At 54.5% G+C, this 15,932-nt stretch carries 12 protein-coding genes; 9 read left to right on the forward strand and 3 right to left on the reverse strand.

Going from position 1 to position 15,932, the window contains the following annotated elements; translation table 11 throughout:
- Positions 1-102: 102 nt before the first annotated feature.
- Positions 103-2,880, reverse strand: a complete 2,778-nt coding sequence (locus NQF89_RS04300; RefSeq protein WP_196424578.1) for an Rne/Rng family ribonuclease — start codon at positions 2,878-2,880, stop codon at positions 103-105.
- A 334-nt stretch (positions 2,881-3,214) separates the two neighbouring features.
- Here NQF89_RS04300 and NQF89_RS04305 point away from each other — a divergent pair, with 334 nt between their 5' ends.
- The 9 genes from NQF89_RS04305 to NQF89_RS04345 all read left to right on the forward strand — a co-directional run bounded on the left by NQF89_RS04305 (position 3,215) and on the right by NQF89_RS04345 (position 12,784).
- On the forward strand, positions 3,215-3,361 hold the full coding sequence (locus NQF89_RS04305; protein WP_155572886.1) for a hypothetical protein: 147 nt from the start codon (positions 3,215-3,217) through the stop codon (positions 3,359-3,361).
- A 52-nt stretch (positions 3,362-3,413) separates the two neighbouring features.
- Positions 3,414-4,262, forward strand: a complete 849-nt coding sequence (locus tag NQF89_RS04310; RefSeq protein ID WP_155579139.1) for an N-acetylmuramoyl-L-alanine amidase family protein — start codon at positions 3,414-3,416, stop codon at positions 4,260-4,262.
- Positions 4,263-4,455: 193 nt separating this feature from the next.
- Positions 4,456-6,027, forward strand: a complete 1,572-nt coding sequence (locus NQF89_RS04315; RefSeq protein ID WP_266137596.1) for a 2-isopropylmalate synthase — start codon at positions 4,456-4,458, stop codon at positions 6,025-6,027.
- Between the two features lie 220 nt (positions 6,028-6,247).
- Positions 6,248-7,294 carry a rod shape-determining protein gene (locus tag NQF89_RS04320; protein ID WP_155572889.1) on the forward strand — a complete coding sequence of 349 codons (1,047 nt, stop codon included), beginning with the start codon at positions 6,248-6,250 and terminating at the stop codon, positions 7,292-7,294.
- 82 nt (positions 7,295-7,376) lie between these two features.
- Positions 7,377-8,312, forward strand: coding sequence for a rod shape-determining protein MreC (mreC, locus tag NQF89_RS04325; RefSeq protein WP_155572890.1), 936 nt, complete (start codon positions 7,377-7,379; stop codon positions 8,310-8,312).
- 51 nt (positions 8,313-8,363) lie between these two features.
- Positions 8,364-8,924 carry a hypothetical protein gene (locus NQF89_RS04330; RefSeq protein WP_155579141.1) on the forward strand — a complete coding sequence of 187 codons (561 nt, stop codon included), beginning with the start codon at positions 8,364-8,366 and terminating at the stop codon, positions 8,922-8,924.
- 71 nt (positions 8,925-8,995) lie between these two features.
- On the forward strand, positions 8,996-10,930 hold the full coding sequence (mrdA, locus tag NQF89_RS04335; RefSeq protein WP_155579142.1) for a penicillin-binding protein 2: 1,935 nt from the start codon (positions 8,996-8,998) through the stop codon (positions 10,928-10,930).
- A 9-nt stretch (positions 10,931-10,939) separates the two neighbouring features.
- Positions 10,940-12,094: a rod shape-determining protein RodA gene (gene rodA, locus NQF89_RS04340; RefSeq protein ID WP_099026165.1), complete on the forward strand. Its 1,155-nt coding sequence runs from the start codon at positions 10,940-10,942 to the stop codon at positions 12,092-12,094.
- A 30-nt stretch (positions 12,095-12,124) separates the two neighbouring features.
- Positions 12,125-12,784, forward strand: coding sequence for a LysE family translocator (locus tag NQF89_RS04345; RefSeq protein ID WP_266137597.1), 660 nt, complete (start codon positions 12,125-12,127; stop codon positions 12,782-12,784).
- An 84-nt stretch (positions 12,785-12,868) separates the two neighbouring features.
- On the opposite strand, the gene glyS is transcribed toward NQF89_RS04345, so the two are convergent.
- Positions 12,869-14,971, reverse strand: a complete 2,103-nt coding sequence (gene glyS / locus NQF89_RS04350) for a glycine--tRNA ligase subunit beta (RefSeq protein WP_266137598.1) — start codon at positions 14,969-14,971, stop codon at positions 12,869-12,871.
- On the reverse strand, positions 14,964-15,860 hold the full coding sequence (locus NQF89_RS04355) for a glycine--tRNA ligase subunit alpha (RefSeq protein ID WP_266137599.1): 897 nt from the start codon (positions 15,858-15,860) through the stop codon (positions 14,964-14,966). The genes glyS and NQF89_RS04355 overlap by 8 nt, the downstream gene beginning before the upstream one ends.
- Positions 15,861-15,932 lie beyond the last annotated feature (72 nt).

Raw genomic sequence — 15,932 nt, forward strand, 5'->3', positions numbered from 1 at the left:
AGGTGCGCGTGCATCGTAATAACAGCCTAAAAAAGACGGCATAGGAGAACCCCAGCCGTCTTTTTATTTAAAAGCCTCGTATCTTTTGGGGGATGTAGCGACTTAACGCCGCCACCACCCCACACGTCGTTTCTTCGGCTTGGATTCATCAATATTCACCGGCTGCGGTGCGGTGATATTTTCGGCAGAGGAGGTGGCTTCCACTGGCTCTGGTGCAGAGGGAGGGGCCTCATCAGCCTTCTTCCGCCGGGTAGGGCGGCGTTTGCGCGGTGGGGTGGTGTTCTCCGCAGGGGCCTCATCAAGGGACGCGGGTGATGCTTCCTCTGTTACAGGCTCCTTCGCTGTTGTGGTGCGCGCTGCTGCCGTGCGGCGAGGGGGCCGTGGGCGGCGTGGGCGCGGTGCCGTCTCCCCATCCTCATCAGCAGTGGCGGGACGAGCGGAGATTTTTACAACGTGATTCTCCTCATCCTCTGCCTCTTGGTCCGTAACAATACGGCTGCGTGTTGGGGGACGGCGAGGTGTATGAGGCCGGCGAGAGGTTGTCTCGTCTTCTACTCCGTTGGTTTCATCCCGTGATGGAGCGCGCCTGCGGTGGCGTGTGGTTGGGGCGGGGTCTTCCGCAGGCTCCTCTTGAGGATGAGCCGGGGCCGTATGACGTGCCTCTTGCTGCTCCATCATATCGAAAATATCAATCCCTGCATTATGGAAGGGATTAGCCGGCGTTGGTCCTTGATAAGCAGATGGTTCTTCTTGGAAGGGCTGCTCATCGCGCTGGCGTGTAGGGCGGCGGCGAGAGGCTGCATGCCCACGGCGGTCAGGCCGCTCCTGCGCGTCTTGTTGTGGAGCTTGGCCCTCTATATTCGTGGTGACACGCCGTGTTCTCGTGCGCCGGCGTCCGGGCATAAGGGCACGGTCACTGTCTGTACGGTCGTCACTTTCTGCCGGGTTAGGCATAGCTGTCTCCTCATTTATGGAGTTGAGAGCGTCTTGGGCATCCTCCTCACGGCGGCGGCCCCCCCGTCTGCGCCGGCGGCGGCGGGAGGTCCCTTCCTGATTATCGCTTTCAGCTTCAGGAGAGGGTGTCTCATCAGATGCTGTAGTGTGAGAAGCCGGGGGCTCATGAGCAATGTCAATCGTGCGCACTGTCGTGACTGGATTATCACTGCGTGTGGCTTTGTGATGATTATGGCGTGGGGCAACACGCTCAATACGGAGCTCCCCTGCGGGGAGGCTGCTATCATTCTCAAAACGGATGGTCATGTCGTGATGTTGCTCCATCCCGCTAATAGCCGCCCTTTTGCTATTAAGCATGTAAAGGACGATATTCGGGCTAACATGCACGACAATTTCCGAAGCACGGCGGCGGCTGGCTTCATCTTCTATATTGCGTAGTACTTGCAGGGCCATGCTCTCCACCCCGCGGATGGAGCCAGTGCCTTGGCAATGCGGGCAGGGGCTGAGCATACTCTCAGCAATGGAGGGGCGCAGGCGTTGGCGCGACATCTCCAAAAGGCCGAAATGAGAGATACGGCCTATCTGAATCCGCGCTCTATCCAACCGTAAGGCATCTTTGAGGCGTTTTTCCACCTGATTATTATGGCGGCGGCTTTCCATATCGATGAAGTCGATGACAATCAGCCCGGCAAGGTCACGCAGGCGGAGTTGGCGGGCGACTTCCTCAGCGGCTTCCAGATTTGTGCGGAGGGCGGTTTCCTCAATATTGCGCTGGGAGGTGGATTTACCGGAATTGACATCAATAGCGACAAGGGCTTCGGTTTGATTGATGACGAGATAGCCCCCAGATTCCAACCGCACAGTGGGGGAGAACATCGCATCAAGGTGGCTTTCTACCTGATAATGAGCGAAGAGATTTTGCCCTCTATTCTGCCAAAGGCGGATGCGATTGGCGTTATGGGGCATCAGCAGGCGTGTAAACTCCCGCGTATTTTTCCACGCCTCCTCTCCATCAACCAATACGGTCTCAATATCGCGGGTAAAGAGGTCACGAATAGCCCGCTTAATGAGGCTTGCTTCCTCATAAATTAAAGCAGGGGCAATAGAGGTAAGCGCATGAGTGCGAATATCTTCCCAGAGTTGGAGGAGATATTCACAATCCCGCGTAATCTCCGTCTCCGGGCGGCCTGCCCCGGCGGTGCGGATAATCATCGCCATTGTGGGGGGGAGATCCAGCATGTTTACAATGCTGCGTAAACGCCGCCGGTCTGTTTCGGAGGTAATTTTACGCGACACACCGCCCCCGCGGAGGGTATTGGGCATGAGCACACCATAACGCCCCGCAAGGGAGAGATAGGTCGTTAAAGCAGCTCCTTTATTACCACGCTCCTCCTTTACAACCTGAACAAGGATTACTTGCCGGCGGCGGATGACTTCTTGGATGCGGTAATTGCGTAGAAAACGCGCCATGCGGCGGCTGGCACTATGTTCATCACCAGTATCATGCTCGCCGCTGACAATTTCCGGGCTTACATCGTCACTGTCATTATCATCATCGCCGTTATCTTCAGCGAGGGTGTCTTCTGTACGGTCGTCCTCTGCGAGGGGGTCATCCTGTTCGCGTTGCTCTGCGTTATATTCCTCCTCTTGGAGGGCGAGGAGCTTTTCGCGATCAGCAACAGGGATTTGAAAATAATCAGGGTGGATTTCGCTAAAAGCGAGGAAGCCATGGCGATTACCGCCATAATCCACAAAAGCAGCCTGCAAGCTTGGCTCTACACGGATAACTTTAGCAAGGTAAATATTGCCTTTAAGCTGGCGGCGCGCTGATGTTTCAACATCATAATCTTCAACGCGCTTACCATTCATAACCACCACGCGGGTTTCCTCTGCGTGTGTGGCATCGATGAGCATTTGCTTAGTCATGAAGGATGGGACTCCGTGGCGCACGGGTCATTGCCCTGCTTGCGCCGATTGTCTGGGTCAACAGAGGGCAGCATCCTGTCTGGTTTGTGGCGTTAGGCTTAGTATAACGCGGCACACCGTGATAAAGAACACAGAACAGCATTGCAGCCTCTGGTAAACATGCTGGTAGCAGACACTGCCACCGGGATTATCATGCAACCTGCCTGCGAGATGTGATGCCTCCGGGCCGATTGCGCTTAATTATAGATGCGGACCCTCCACCAGGGTGTGAGCGTACTGAGGGCAACTGCCTCAGGCTTTCGACACCAAACGGTATGAAGCGCATTTTTGCAGCGTGAGCCGCTCTCACTATAATGCTGCCCAGCGTCTCAAACGGAAGGGGCGCATTATGCTAATCGGCATCCGCTTGGTGAGCATGGCGCAAATTATCGCCTCTGGCAAGAGGGGAGTTATAGTCTGTATTGTTCGTTATGGGCTATAATCGCCGCATAGTTAAGAGGAGGCGGCGCATCGTGAAGGGCAAAGAGACGGGCATGAGTGAGCTGACACGCCGCTATTTTATGCTGAAGGCCGCGCGAGGTGGGGTTGTTACAGCCCTTGCTGGGGCGTCTTCTTGCATACACAGAGTGCAGGCAGCAGGGCGGCACCCTTTACACGCTCCGGCTATTTTACGCCATGCTCCCCCGCCCAAGCCTGTCATCATGTTGGATCCCGGCCATGGGGGCAAAGACCCCGGTGCGATTGGTGTTTCTGGAACGTATGAGAAACATATCGCCATCGCCGCCGCGACAGAGCTACGGCGCATGTTGCTGGCCTCAGGGCAATATCAGGTCGTGTTGAGCCGCAGTGATGACCATTTTATCCCCTTAGCAGGGCGTGTAGAGCTTGCGCATAAACATAAGGCAGCCCTTTTTATCTCTATGCATGCCGATGCATTGCATCAACCACAGGTGCGCGGGGCGAGTGTTTATACATTATCCGGCAATGCCTCGGACAAACAAACAGCCGCATTAGCCGAGACGGAAAATAGTGCGGACCGTTTTGCAGGTCATGCAGGGATAGGGGGTGTGCCAGCTGAGGTTGAAGCGATTTTGAATAGCCTGATTCATGAGGAAACACGGCGTGGCTCGGCTCATATGGCCGCGAGTGTGATTCAGGCGTTTCAGAATCGGGTGCAGTTGCTGCATCACCCCTCGCGCCATGCGGCCTTTCGGGTGTTGAAGTCGGGCGATATTCCCTCAGTGTTGGTAGAGATGGGCTTTATGTCCAACCATTTAGATGAGCAAGCATTGCGCCGCGCTGCGCATAGAACACAAGTAGCCCAAGCGATGAAGCAGGCCATCGATCATTACTTTCAAAGCCGTACAAACGCTACGTTGTGAAAGATGCCGCGTTGCCCTCTTGTGTTTTTGTAACAGAGAGGATAGGCTACCGCGGTAATGATAAAGTTTCGTACCCTCCTCTTTCTACGACTTATAACCCCCTGAATGCCGTATAGGCAGGCAGATGGCCTGTCGCGTTCAGGGGGTTTCTCTTAAATAATCTATCAGTAAACGTAGAAATAGGGACGACATCATGTCTTTTCAGCATCCTTCCTTTGGCCGTATTGACGATAAACGTATCATTATTTTCGATACCACTTTGCGCGATGGCGAGCAGTCTCCCGGCTTTTCCATGAATCTGGATGAGAAGCTGCGTATGGCCCATGCTTTGGCTACGCTGGGGGTTGATGTAATTGAGGCAGGCTTTCCCGCCGCTTCGGAAGGTGATTTCGAAAGCGTAAAACAAATTGCTGACCATGTAGATGGGCCTGTCATTTGTGGGTTAGCCCGTAGTGCTGCGCGGGATATTGAGGCCGCTGGTAAGGCGATTAAAGGTGCGCGCCGGGGGCGGATTCATAACTTCATTTCCACCTCGCCTCTGCATATGAAGTACAAGCTGCGGATGGAGCCGGAGCGCGTGTTGGAGCTGATAGCATTCGGCAATAAGGAATCCCGCCGCTATACAGATGATGTTGAATGGTCAGCTGAGGATGGCTCCCGGACGGAACCGGATTTTCTGTGCCGTTGTGTGGAAACAGCCATCGCGAACGGGGCAACGACCATTAACATCCCCGATACAGTCGGCTTTGCGACCCCTGATGAGATGGAGCGCATCTTCACGATGTTGAAGGAGCGTGTCCCGGGGGCGGATCAGGTGATTTTTTCCACCCATAATCATAATGATTTAGGCTTGGCTGTGGCCAATACGCTGGCCTCTGTTGAGGGGGGAGCCCGCCAGATTGAATGTACGATTAACGGCATTGGCGAGCGCGCAGGTAATGCAGCACTAGAGGAAGTCGTCATGGCGTTGCGGACTCGGCATGATCGCTACGGTATGGAGACGGGGATTGAGACGCCACGGCTGTTAGGGATGTCGCGTTTGCTGGCGACCATTACAGGCTTTGATGTCCAACCCAATAAGGCCATTGTGGGGCGTAACGCCTTTGCCCATGAGAGTGGCATCCATCAAGATGGCATCCTTAAACATGCTGGAACATATGAGATTATGACGCCGGAGAGCGTGGGCTGGACGAGTACCTCCTTGGTGTTAGGTAAACATTCTGGTCGGGCTGCCTTCCGCGATAAATTGAAGGCTCTGGGTTATGATGACCTGAAAGAGGAGACAATCAACGCGGCATTCCAACGCTTTAAGGCGTTGGCAGATCAGAAAAAGATTGTCTTTGATGATGATGTGCGGGCCTTGGTTGATGATGAGAGTCGGGATCATGAGCGTGTGCGCCTCATCTCTTTGGAGCTGAAGGGCGGGACGGAGCATGCCGCTCATGTTGTTATGACGCTGGAGATTGACGGGGAAACGCGGCACGTCACAGCAACGGGGAATGGCCCGGTGGATGCGGCTTTCCGTGCGTTAGGTGAGGCCTTCCCGCATGAGGCGACCTTGGCGTTGTTCTCGGTAGCGAATGTGACCGAAGGGACGGATGCTCAGGCACGTACAACGGTGCGTTTGCAGGAGGGGGGCCGTCTTGTGGATGGGCAAGGCAGTGATGCCGATACGGTTGTCTCTGCGACACGGGCTTATATCCATGCGCTCAATAAGCTGTTGGTGAAGCGTCTGCGTGGAGAGCCGACTGAGGAAGTTGCTTAAAGGCGAGGGCTACGGCCCCCGTTTTTGTAAAGTCAAAGGGCATCTGAATATAACAGCTTATTAATGAGCCGGGTTTTCTGCGAAAAAAACATGCAGAAGCGGGAATATGGCCTTGCTGAACTATCATGGAGCTTTATAATCCGCGGCGAATGCTGTGAATGGTATTCGGACCATTTTCTTTATCCTCGTAAAAGCGGGGTCATCCTGCCAGGAGTTTTGAATGTTCTCTCGTCTGTTGGGGCTCATTTCCGCCGATATGGCGATCGATCTTGGCACTGCCAATACCTTGGTATACGTCAAGGGGCGTGGTGTTGTGTTGAGTGAGCCTTCCGTTGTTGCTGTCACAGAGGTACGCGGGCGCAGACAAGTTTTGGCCGTGGGTAATGAGGCCAAGTTGATGGTGGGGCGTACGCCGGGAAATATTCAAGCCATCCGTCCCCTCCGTGATGGGGTGATTGCCGATTTTGAGAGTGCGGAGGAGATGATTAAGCATTTCATCCGCAAAGTGCATAATCGCCGTTCTTTTTTCAGCTCTCAGATTGTAATTTGTGTGCCCTCTGGATCCACTGCGGTGGAACGCCGTGCGATTCAGGAGAGTGCGGAGAGTGCTGGGGCCCGTAAGGTATATTTGATTGAGGAGCCTATGGCGGCGGCTATCGGTGCGGGCCTTGCTGTGACGGAGCCTTCCGGCAGCATGATTGTTGATATTGGTGGCGGCACGACAGAAGTTGCCGTGATTTCCCTCGGCGGCATTGTGTATGCACGCTCTGTCCGTGTTGGGGGGGACCAAATGGATGAGGCCATTATGGCTTATATCCGCCGCAATTATAATCTGATGATTGGTGAAAGCTCTGCTGAGCGGATTAAGATTGACCTCGGGGCTGCGGCTTTTGATCCGAACTCCCAAGGGGAGGAACGGACCCTGCCTTTAAAGGGGCGGGATTTGCTCAATGGCGTCCCGCGTGAGATTGTCGTCAGTGAGGCGCAGATTGCTGAAGCGTTGGAAGAACCGGTAGGCCATATTATTGATGCTGTGGCTACGGTGCTGGAACATACACCGCCGGAGCTAGCAGCGGATATTGTTGAGAAGGGCATCGTTCTCTCTGGCGGGGGGGCGTTGTTGCGCCGCCTTGATGATGTGTTGCGAAACGCAACAGGTTTGCCAGTTTTTGTTGCAGAGAATGCGCTCTCTTGCGTAGCTGTGGGGACAGGACGGACGTTGGAACAAATGCAGCAGCTCCGCAGCGTTTTGAGCAGCATGTATTGATAATAGGGCCTCGCTGGGGCAGGCTCAGCCTGCCGCTCACTTTGTGCTACAAAGAGGGTAAGAGGGGAGGAGCTGCTTTTTCATGATTTCCATCCATACACGTCAGCTTTTATCGGGGTTGGTTCTACCGGCCTTCGTGTTTGTGGCTGTGGGAATCATTCTAGCGGGGCAGATATGGTCTGATAAAATGGCGCGGATGCGCATGGCTGCGGTGCGGGAAGTCGGGCCAGTATATCAGGCGTTATTATTTCCGCAGCGACAATTTCATAAATGGCAGCTCACATTACAAGGTGTTGGCGACCTCTTGGCGGAGAATGCCCGCTTACGCAAAGAGAACCGTAAGCTCGCTTACTGGTATGGGGAGGCGCAAACACTCAAGCAAGAAAATACCCGTTTAAAATCTGTCCTCCATTGGGGGGCAGAAGGCGCGCGGGATTATGTAAGTGGCTGGGTCGTGCGTGATGAGAGCGGCCCTTATTTGCGCGCTGTGTTGCTGGGTGTCGGGGGGCATCACGTTACAGCAGGTAGCCTTGCCGTAGACGAGGTTGGCCTTGTCGGGCGGGTGAGCGAAGTCGGCCCGCAGGTGGTCCGTGTGTTGCTCATTGAAGATGCGGCAAGTCGTATCCCCGTTACGCTGCAAAATAGCGGCGGTGATGCGATGATGATAGGTGATAATACGCCTTACCCACGTCTGATGTATTATAACCAAAATATTCACCCCGAGGAGGGGGAGCATTTGGTAACGCGGGCACAAACAGCAGGGTTAACGGGTGGTATTGCAGTAGGGCGTGTCCATTATCTTGCACCGGGCCAGGCGGTTGTGGTGCCAGATGCTGCTTTGGAGCATTTGGACCTTGTGCGTATTTTTGATGGTGATTTCATGCCGGAGGGGCCAATTAGCTCTGACCGTGTGCGGGAGAAACCGCCGCTTTTACCAGAGCAACATGATGGGAACACGCCTTCAAGCTGGCAGAATCTACGCCGGTTTTTGCCATTCTCATCCTTACAAAATGGATGATGAGACAAGGGGCGTGTAAAAGGTGCGCTAAGGGGATGCAAGGGGGTGGTGATGCGGTTTGAGCATAGCGGGCTAGACCATGACGCGTTGGAGGGGGCACGGCAGCGCAAGCTTATGGTTCGGGTAAGGCGAAAGCTCTTCCCTTGTATCATTATGGTGGTACTGGCGATTATTCTCTCTGCTCCCTTTAGGGTTTTGGGGCAGATGGAGTTGCAGGTAGCTCTTGTCCTGGGGACGGTGTGGTTTTGGTCGCTTTATCGGCCTGCTTTTATGCCATTAGTGGGGTTGTTCTGCGGTGGTTTGGTGGTGGAATTATTCAGTGTAAATCCGCCAGGTGTTCTCTTATTTTGGATGCTGGTTGCCTATGGCGTTGCTCATGGTTGTCGCGTTGGTTTATCGCGCCGGGGTTTTCTTTTGGCGTGGAGTCTTTATGGGCTAATCGTCCTTGGGGAAGCTTTGACAAATTGGGTGTTAATGGTCATCCGGGTACGGGGGGCACTCTCGGTCTATCCGATTGTATTTCAAGAGGCTTTGGCAGTGGGGAGTTACCCTTTTTTGCATATTCTTTATCTATGGGGCCTTTCCGTTATGGAAAAGCATGACAGATTATAATAGGCTGTGTAAATATAGCTTAAGTAGCTTGATTTCTGTTTTTTTAATCCTTCTTTAAGTGTTTAGTCTGGATGTCCCTCTGGCGTAATGACCCCGGCTCGCTATTTCGGAAGCGGAGTAGTCCTACGGCCGACCTATCTTTTACAGAAGAACAGGTTGTCGGGGGGGGTATGTTTACGCGGCGCGCGCTGTTGATATTAGCTGTGCAGGCGGGCGTTATGGGCACTCTGGCGCATCATCTTTATAAGTTGCAGGTTGTAGACGGTGAGACGTTAAAGGAGCAAGCACGCCGTAATCGGACGAGTCGGCGGCAAATATCGCCCGCACGTGGGGAGATTTACGACCGTTGTGGTGTGCTCGTTGCGGGGAATAAGCCAAATTGGCGCGCTCTTGTGATGGTGGAGGAGACAACGGACCTCCAGGCGGTGGTGGATCGGTTTGCCACCATTGTGCCGCTAGATGAGCGGGATCGGGCTCGTATAGAGCGGGACCGCAAACATATTCGCCGTTATGTGCCGCTGACGTTAAAAGAGTTTCTCACATGGGATGATGTGGCACGCTTGGGGTTAAACGCACCGAGCTTGCCGGGTGTGTTGATTGATGTCGGCACCACGCGTGAATATCCGTTTAAAGAGCTGATGTCTCATATTATCGGCTATGTTGCCCCGCCGAATGAGACTGATGTGCAGCATAACGCCGCATTGGCTCTGCCGGGGATGAAGATAGGCCGTGGGGGGTTAGAGCAAACACAAGAGGCTACGCTGCGGGGCCAGCCCGGCACGGTGGAGATGGAAGTCAACGCCTATGGCCGTGTGATGGGCGAGTTGGAACGTGTAGAAGGCCAACCCGGTGCGCGGCTAGGTTTGACGCTAGATACAGTGCTGCAAACACGCATCAGAGAACGCATTGGCGAGCGTGTGGCGAGTGCGGTTGTGATGGATTGCCGCAATGGGGAGGTGATGGGGCTGGTCAGCACGCCCTCTTTCGACCCTACTTTATTTGATGGCGGGATTAGCCGTACGCAATGGAATAGCTTAATTACCGACCCCGCTACGCCGTTGGTGGATAAAGCTGTGTCCGGTCTTTATCCGCCGGGCTCTACCTTTAAGCCTGCCGTAGCATTAGCGGCGTTGAAGGCCCATGCCATTACCCCTTCGGAGCGTTTTACATGTCCGGGTTATTACGACATGGGCGGGGTGCGCTTCCATTGTTGGAGCCGTTATGGGCATGGCTCTATTAACCTGCATCAGGCGTTGAAATATTCGTGTGACGTTTATTTCTATCAAGTAGCGCGCCGTTGTGGGATGGATGCGATTCACGAGGCTGCTGTTAGCTTAGGCCTAAGTGGCCATTTACCCATAGAGCTTCCCCATATGCGGGCGGGCTCTGTCCCCACGCCAGAGATGCGGCGGCAGCATGGGCATCATTGGAATGGCGGTGACACCGTTAATGCGGGGATTGGGCAAGGCTTGGTGCAAACAACGCCTCTGGCTTTGGCCACATATACATCTCGCTTAGCTACGGGGCGGATGGTGCAACCCCATCTTGTTCGGACGGTGAGTGAGAAGCTTGTGCCGGAGGATATTCCTCCTCTGCCCTTTGCGAAGGATTCTCTCATAGCTGCGCGGAGTGGGATGTTCGCGGTGGTGAATGAGCCACAAGGGACGGCTCCCCAAGCGCGTTTAAACCTCCCCGGTGTACAAATGGCGGGGAAAACGGGCTCGGCACAGGTGCGTAATGTTCCCCGCGCTTTGCGTGAGAGCGGGCATTTTAACTCTATGAATCTGCCGTGGCAGTATCGCCCTCATGCGTTGTTCATCTGTTTTGCACCCTATGATAACCCGCGTTATGCGGTTTCGGTCGTTGTAGAGCATGGTAATGCTGGTGCGACAGAGGCCGCCCCGCTGGCCGCGCAGATTATGACCGATACGTTGGTAAGAGACCCTGCTAATCGGACGTCACTCTCGCGCGGGGTTGTGGCACGCGCTGATGATGTAAGCGAGTAGGGGAGGCTTATGTCCCTCAAGGATTTTACTGTCCCTCGCACAGCGCGGCGTTTATTGCGAGCAGAGCCTAACCTGCGCATGTTCTCGCGTTTATGGCAGATTAATTGGTTTTTTGTTCTGCTGGTGTGCTGCTTGGCTGGTGTTGGGTATATCGCTTTATATTCAGCAGGTGGCGGGCGTGCGGAAGCCTTTGCTCAACCGCAGATTATACGCTTTGGCTTTGGGCTTTTGATGATGTTGGGGGTAGCCCTTGCTAGCCCGCGCGTTTTGCGGATGCTCTCCATCCCGATTTATGGTTTGTCCATCTTGCTTTTGGCTCTGGTGTTGAAAATGGGCCATGTGGGTAAGGGGGCAGAGCGGTGGATTAATTTGGGGGGCTTTCAGTTTCAGCCTTCAGAGTTTTCTAAAATCGCGCTGGTGTTGATGCTCTCAACATGGTTTTACCGGATAGGGCGGGAGCGGATGGGAAATCCGCTGCGCTTGATTATCCCCGCGATTTTAACGGCTATTCCTGTCGTGTTGGTGTTAAAGGAGCCTAACCTTGGCACGGCAACCATTGTGGGTGTGATTGGGGCCTCGCTCTTTTTTGCCGCAGGGATGCGCTGGTGGTTAATCATCCTGCTGGCTGCGCCTATCCCGTTCTTAGGGCCGTTTCTTTACAGCCACCTGCATGATTACCAAAAAGCGCGGATTGATACGTTTCTACACCCTGAGCATGACCCGTTAGGGGCCGGGTATAATATCCTACAATCGCGGATTGCCCTTGGGGCGGGTGGTCGCTGGGGGCAAGGCTATATGCATGGCACGCAGGGCCAGCTTAGCTTCCTGCCAGAAAAGCAGACGGATTTTATCTTCACCATGATTGGTGAGGAATGGGGCTATGCGGGCGGTGTGTTGGTGATTGGCCTGCTCTTTCTCATCACAATGAGCGGGATGTTAATTGCACTGCGATGCCGTAATCGGTTTGGCCGGCTGGTCGGGCTGGGTATCTCGATGGATTTTTTCTTATATTGTGTTGTAAATCTCTCTATGGTGATGGGGGTTATCCCTGTCGGTGGGGTGCCTTTGCCGCTTATTTCCTATGGGGGGTCGGCTATGTTGACAATGATGTTTGGTTTTGGCCTGCTTTTATCAAGCTGGGTCCATCGGGATGACCCTGATTAAAGCAATAAGCGTGAGAGGTAGTCGGTCTTTATGCATGCGTGGCTTCTCCCCTTATTAGCGTTTACGACCGCTGGCGCACTTTTCACCATTACGCCAGGGTTGGATTCCATCATGGTTTTACGGACAGCCGCAGCAGAGGGGCGGCGCGCTGGGGTAGGGGCCATTTTTGGCGTCGCGCTCGGGCTAACCATATGGGGCTTAGCGGCCGCTTTCGGGCTGACGGCATTATTGGCTGCCTCTAGCAAAGCCTTCTTCATCGTAAAATGTGTGGGGGCATTGTATTTATTATGGATAGGCTGCTCTCAGCTCTTTCATCCCAGGGCCGCGTTGACAACGTCTCCGCCAACGACATTTCGTCCCCCCCTTACATCTCGTCACGATTTTTGGTCCGGTTTCCGCCGAGGGGTGTTGACGGACTTGCTAAACCCTAAGGCGGGGATTTTTGTGGTGACGTTCTTCCCACAATTCATCCCACCAGATGCCAATATTGTGGCTTTTACCTTAGTACAGGTGGTGATTCAGGCCTTATTGACATTTATTTGGCTAGGGCTGCTAGTGGCTCTTACTGTGCCTTTAGCGCGGTTTTTTAATAAGCCGGTGGTGGTGCGGCGGCTTGATCGGCTTACTGGGCTTGTGTTTATCGGGTTTGGGGCGAAGATATTCCTCACCCATAGTCCTGTCGCTCCTTGATAAGAACGGACATAAAAAGGCCGGTTAGGGCCATAACCCCACCGGCCTTTATAATGATGTGCTGAAAGTGTGATGAAGGGTGGTTTAGCCTTCAATCTTGCTAAAATCAGCAATGAGCCGCCCGCTTTGGCTAAAGCGTTTTAAGAGGCGCAGGCGATTGCTGCGTTGTGCTGCGTCGTCTGCATTTACCGTGACAGCCTCAAAGAAGTGGTCGATCACCGGGCGTAGAGCGGCAAGATGCTGCATAACGCTGGTGAAGTCCTCCTCCTTTAAATGGGCATCAATAATAGGCCCACCCTCTTTAAGGGCGTCATCTAGCGCACGCTCCTCCTCCTGCACATAGAGATGTGCTTCTGGCGTGGGGGCGTAGGGGCCGTCTTTTTTCTCCTCAATACGGAGGATGTTATTGGCACGGCGATAGGCGGCGAGAAGATTCTTCCCATCCTCTGTGCCTATCATGGCAGAGAGAGCCTCCACCCGGTTGAGCAGGCGGACGAGGTCACCATCTAAATGCGTAAAGAGGGTTGTGCCCTCTAGGGCTTGCGTGACGGCCAATGTGGCATCCAGCACGTCATGGCGGCGGCCCTCATTACGCAGTTGGACGCGCAGCCTATCGATGAAGAACCCATCCATATCCTCAAGAGCGGAATCCTTGCCAGCCTTGCTGGCATGAGGGATAGCCGCTTTGGAGAGCAGGTGGCCAAGGTCTAGGCGGAGGCCATTATCACGAATGGTGCGGATGACGCCTAAAGCGGCGCGGCGCAACCCGTAAGGGTCGCCAGAGCCACTGGGTGTCTCCCCAATTGTGAAGAAGCCTGCCAGCATATCCAGCCTATCAGCGAGAGCAACGGCGATGGAGATGGGCGCATTAGCTGTTTGGTCGTTCAACCCGCGGGGCATGTAATGCTCAGCAACAGCTTGTGCCACCTCTGAGGCTTCACCATCATGGGCCGCATAATAGCCCCCCATGACGCCTTGAAGCTCAGGGAACTCACCCACCATGCCCGTTGTTAGGTCTGCTTTAGCGAGCAGGCCCGCCCGCTTAGCGTGGGCTATCTGCTCCTCATTAAGGCCCATATCTGTGGCGATGAGACCCGCTAAAGTGGCGATGCGCTCTGCACGTTCTTTTTGCGTGCCAAGCTTAGCATGGAAGGTCACAGCCCCTAGCGCAGCGACACGCTCTGCGAGTTTGGTTTTGCGGTCAAGGTCCCAGAAATGCCGGGCATCAGCAAAGCGGGCGCGTAGGACGCGCTCATTCCCCGCGATGCAGAGGGCCCCTGCATCAGTGAAGCTTTGATTGGCGACAAAGGCAAAATAGGGAGCCGCTTTGCCTTCTTGCGTACGCAGGGCAAAATAGCGTTGATTTACCCGCATGGAGACCTGCATCACCTCTGGCGGAAGGTCCATAAAGGCATCATCAATGCGGCCGAGCAAAGGTACGGGATATTCCACCAACCCGCTGACTTCTTGGACAAGCCCTTCATCCTCAACGAGCTTTAAGCCTTTATCCTCGGCTAATTTATGCACACCATTGCGGATGAGATCAGCGCGTTTTTGTTCATCAAGGATGACATGTCGAGCCTCTAAATCCCGCAGCCATTGCGCCGTATTGGTGATGGTGAACGTGCCGGGGGAGAGGATGCGGTGACCCTCTGTCACATTGCCGCTTGTAAGGCCATGAGCATCATCATCCTGACGCGCAAGGCTGAAGGGGACGGTCTGCCCATCCAACACACAGGCAATATGATGAAGCGGGCGCACCCATGTAAAGAGCGAACCATTGCCCCAACGCATCGCCTTAGGCCAAGGGAACTTCCATAATAGCTCTGGTAGCTGCTCGGCGATGAGAGCTGCTGCATTGATGGGCGGGAGCGTGCGATGGAGGACCCAAAAGCCGTTCTCTTTTGTTAGAGCATCGGGGGAGACACCATGTTTACGGCAAAAACCAGCGAGGGCTTTCTCTGGCGCGTTCTCACGCGGTCCACGCTCGGAGAGGGTGCGCGCGGGGATGCTCTCATCCACCTCTAGGCTAGCGGCAATATGACGTGCCCCGTAAAAACCGCGTATAGTGCGGGGGTTGAGGGGGGCTAGGGCTTGCTCTAGCAAGCGGGTAAGGTCCTCTGCCGCGCGGGCTTGCATCCCGGAGGGGATTTCCTCACAAAAAAGGTCAAGTAGCAATTCAGCCATGGGTGGTGTCCTCCTCATCTCCAGCAAGCCAAGCTTCGCAGGCGGCTTTTGCTAATGTACGCACACGCCCAATATAAGAAGCACGCTCGGAGACGGAGATAACCCCGCGCGCATCTAAGAGGTTAAATAGATGGGAGGCTTTTAAGCATTGGTCATAAGCTGGCTGGGCCACACCGGCTTCAGAGAGGCGGATGGATTCAGCCTCGGCAGCGTTAAATTGGGCAAGGAGCATATCCGTATCGGCAAGCTCGAAATTATGGCGGGAATAATCACGCTCAGCCCGGAGGAACACATCGCCGTAAGTGAGGCCCCGACCGTTGAAGTCGAGGTCATAGACATTCTCCACCCCTTGCACATACATAGCTAGCCGCTCCAACCCGTAAGTTAGCTCGGTAGAGGGGATGACCGTTGGGATGCCGCCAACCTGCTGGAAGTAGGTAAATTGCGTCACCTCCATCCCATCGCACCAGACTTCCCAACCAAGGCCCCACGCGCCGATTGTGGGGTTCTCCCAATCATCTTCAACAAAGCGGATATCGTGCTTCTCTGGGTCGATCCCGATCGCGCGATAGCTCTCAAGCAGGAGGTCCTGGCTCTCTTGCGGTGTGGGTTTGAGCAGAACTTGATATTGATAATAATGCTGTAAGCGGTTGGGGTTTTCCCCATAGCGACCATCAGAGGGGCGGCGGCATGGCTGCACATAGGCCGCAGCCCAAGGCTTACGGCCAAGAGCGCGCAATGTAGTATGTGGCGAGAGTGTGCCTGCGCCAAGCTCGGTATCGTAAGGCTGAAGGATGGCACAGCCCTTTTGAGACCAGAATTGATGAAGACGCAGGATAAGTTCCTGAAAGCAAGGGGGCCGGGATGCGGACAATTCACGAGGCTCCATAAACGTAAAGCGTTGCGCCTACTCTATAGGATGAACGGCATAATCGCTAGCAGCTAGAAGGCAATTTTGGCA

Source organism: Bombella pollinis, assembly GCF_026385485.1.
Lineage (GTDB): Bacteria > Pseudomonadota > Alphaproteobacteria > Acetobacterales > Acetobacteraceae > Bombella > Bombella pollinis.

Coding starts and splice junctions, on each gene's coding strand:
- NQF89_RS04355 (WP_266137599.1), bottom strand. CDS start 15,860: ATGGAGCCTCGTGAATTGTCCGCATCCCGGCCCCCTTGCTTTCAGGAA.
- NQF89_RS04315 (WP_266137596.1), top strand. CDS start 4,456: ATGTCTTTTCAGCATCCTTCCTTTGGCCGTATTGACGATAAACGTATC.
- NQF89_RS04330 (WP_155579141.1), top strand. CDS start 8,364: ATGCGGTTTGAGCATAGCGGGCTAGACCATGACGCGTTGGAGGGGGCA.
- NQF89_RS04345 (WP_266137597.1), top strand. CDS start 12,125: ATGCATGCGTGGCTTCTCCCCTTATTAGCGTTTACGACCGCTGGCGCA.
- mreC (WP_155572890.1), top strand. CDS start 7,377: ATGATTTCCATCCATACACGTCAGCTTTTATCGGGGTTGGTTCTACCG.
- rodA (WP_099026165.1), top strand. CDS start 10,940: ATGTCCCTCAAGGATTTTACTGTCCCTCGCACAGCGCGGCGTTTATTG.
- glyS (WP_266137598.1), bottom strand. CDS start 14,971: ATGGCTGAATTGCTACTTGACCTTTTTTGTGAGGAAATCCCCTCCGGG.
- NQF89_RS04310 (WP_155579139.1), top strand. CDS start 3,414: ATGAGTGAGCTGACACGCCGCTATTTTATGCTGAAGGCCGCGCGAGGT.
- mrdA (WP_155579142.1), top strand. CDS start 8,996: ATGTCCCTCTGGCGTAATGACCCCGGCTCGCTATTTCGGAAGCGGAGT.
- NQF89_RS04300 (WP_196424578.1), bottom strand. CDS start 2,880: ATGACTAAGCAAATGCTCATCGATGCCACACACGCAGAGGAAACCCGC.
- NQF89_RS04320 (WP_155572889.1), top strand. CDS start 6,248: ATGTTCTCTCGTCTGTTGGGGCTCATTTCCGCCGATATGGCGATCGAT.